Genomic DNA, 2,841 nt, shown 5'->3' with positions numbered 1-2,841 from the left:
TGTTTGAGCAAAGCGAGTTTAGAGCGTTATAGACATAATTTTATAATTGACAAAGGAAAATTGATATCCGGGAGGTAGAGTTCTTTTGTTACTTTTCTTGCTCATGAAAGAAAAGTAAGCAATATCTTTATTTTAGCATATTTTTTTAGAAGATATGAAAATTAATTTTAGGATAGAGGTGTATGATTTGACTTCAAGAAGAATTATGTATTATTTACAGGCTTTTAAGATTTTAGCACTAGGATATTGGCGTTCTGAACAAAAATGGAAAGCTTACGCTATCTTAGCTGTAGTTTTGGTTTTGAATTTAGCCAGTGTATTTTTAACAGTGCTTGTAAACGATTGGTATAAAGAATTTTGGGATGTATTGCAAGCCTATGAATTTGATGGTTTTTGGTATTTAGTGGGCAAATTTTCCTTAATTGCGGCTATTTATATCGCCATTGGTGTGTATTCTGTGTATCTACAGCAATTATTGCAGATCAAATGGCGTGAATGGCTCACGGATAAATATTTAGCAAAATGGATGGAAAACAGGGCTTATTATAAGTTGAAATTGATGGGAAAAGATATGGATAACCCCGATCAGCGTATTTCTGAAGATATCGATCAATTTGTATCTTTGACTTTATCTTTAACTATTGGCCTTGTGCGACAATTGATAACTTTGGTTGCATTTACGGTGATCTTATGGAATTTATCGGGAATTATCACTGTGCCTATTGGCAGTTATGAATTCACTGTTTATGGTTATATGGTTTGGTTATCTTTGATATATTCTATTATAGGTACGTATCTCACACATAAAGTAGGTAGAGCACTCATTAATTTAAATTATGAACAGCAAAAATATGAAGCTGATTTTCGTTTTGCGATGATGCGTGTCAGAGAAAATACAGAGTCTATCGCTTTTTATCGCGGGGAAAAACCTGAATTAGAGAATTTTTTGACTAGATTTAAAATTGTAATTGGCAATTTCCGCGATATCATGACGCGTCAAAAAATCTTAAATGGATTTACAGCTGGTTATACTCAATTGGCGATAATTATTCCGTTGTTATTAGCTGCACCGCGTTGGTTTGCTAAAGAAGTGCAAGTGGGCTGGATTATGCAGGTATCCAATGCTTTTGGACAGGTACAAGGTGCGATGTCTTATTTTGTTGATGCGTATACAACTATAGCCCAGTGGTGTTCTGTAGTTCGTCGTCTTGATGGTTTTAATCGTCATGTAGATGAAGCATTGGCTCTGAAATCAGATTTGCATATGGAAAAAGCTTCTGCAATGCAAGTGGGCTTGAAAAATGTAGATGTTTTTCTTCCTAATAAGAATAAAGATATTTTAATTAAGGATTGTACAGTGGATTTAATGGAATATCAGTCATTACTTATCATGGGGGCTTCTGGCGTAGGAAAATCCACTTTGCTTAGAACACTTGCAGGTCTTTGGCCTTATGCAAAAGGTGATGTTTATTTGCCACGAGAGGCAGAATTTTTATTTTTACCGCAAAGACCGTATTTACCACTTGGCAGTTTAAGACAAGCTATTGCTTATCCAGTAGTAGAAGAGGTCTTAAGTGCAAATTATACTGATGAAGAAATAAAAGAAATACTCATAGCTTGTAAGTTGGAAGCCTTGGTAGATAAATTGGATATTGTTGATGATTGGAGTCGAATTTTATCTTTAGGTGAACAGCAAAGAATAGCTTTTGCGAGAATTTTATTATATAAACCTAAATTTGTATTTTTAGATGAGGCAACATCAGCCCTTGATGAGGAATTAGAAGGTAAATTATATGATATGTTAAAGATGTATTTACCAAATACGAGAATAATAAGTATCGCTCATCGCAGTAGTTTGATATGTAAACATCAAGCTATTTTAAAATTAAAAGAGAAAGGTTGCTGGGAAATTCATGAATAATCAAGAAGTTGAAGTGAAGTTAGAAATTAAAGATAAAGCCCAAATAGAAAATATACGCAAATTCTTGCAAGAAAATGAAAGACAAAGACTGCAAAATATAGTGATGAAGGCTATTTATTATGATACTGAGGAAAAATTTTATCAAAAACATAAAATTGCCTATCGTGTACGACAAGAGAATGATTGTTTCGTAGCAACGTACAAATCGGGAAAAGTAAACACACAAGGCGTTTTTGAACGCGTAGAAATTAATAAGAAAGTAACAAATTTAGATGCAGATATAAGTGTGTTTGCAGATGTAGATGAAGTCTGGAATTTAATCAAGGAGACTAAAGATAAAAAATTCATGCCGATTGTAATAACTGATTTTGTGCGTGAATGTATGGAAATAAATTGGTTGAACTCAAGAGTAGAAATAGCGTTAGATCTTGGATTTGTGCAAGGAAATAAAAGAAAATCTCCTATTTGTGAGGTAGAGATAGAGTTAAAATCTGGACGAATTGAAGATTTATTATCTCTAAAAAATGAACTTAGTGAAAAATTTAATTTAGAACTTTCGACAGTCAGCAAGTATAAAAAAGGATTGATTTTAGCAGAGCAAATTTAATGCTCTGCTTTTTTTTTAAATTTTTAAAAATTTTTTTGGATTTTAGCAGGATTTACAAAATTTATATAGAATTGTAATACTGTCAAATGAAAATGTAACGAATTTTATTTATTTGAGAAGTTTCTATAAGAAAAGGGGTTGTGTAAATTTATTTAATCTAAATTTTATAAAATGTACGACAATTGTTAAGATTGTTAAGTTTTTATGAGTAATTTGTTATATTTATGTAAATTTTAATAGTTTTTATAGATTAATTCCTGCATTTTTATCTAAATTGACAAAATGTGTAAACTATGTTTATTTTTTCAGGAGG

Annotated in this window: 2 protein-coding genes; both read left to right on the top strand. The window is 31.6% G+C overall.

Annotated elements, in window-relative coordinates:
- Positions 1 to 187 precede the first annotated feature (187 nt).
- Entirely contained in the window at positions 188 to 1,921 is a 1,734-nt protein-coding gene (locus Q5I67_RS10410) for an ABC transporter ATP-binding protein/permease (RefSeq protein WP_302487272.1), read from the top strand.
- Entirely contained in the window at positions 1,914 to 2,528 is a 615-nt protein-coding gene (locus Q5I67_RS10405) for a CYTH domain-containing protein (RefSeq protein ID WP_296898708.1), read from the top strand. Before Q5I67_RS10410 ends, Q5I67_RS10405 begins: the two co-directional genes overlap by 8 nt.
- Positions 2,529 to 2,841: the final 313 nt, after the last annotated feature.

The organism is uncultured Megamonas sp. (assembly GCF_958438645.1).
GTDB lineage: Bacteria > Bacillota > Negativicutes > Selenomonadales > Selenomonadaceae > Megamonas.
Note: the sequence above shows the minus strand (reverse complement) of the source record. Positions and strands in the feature narration are given on the sequence as shown.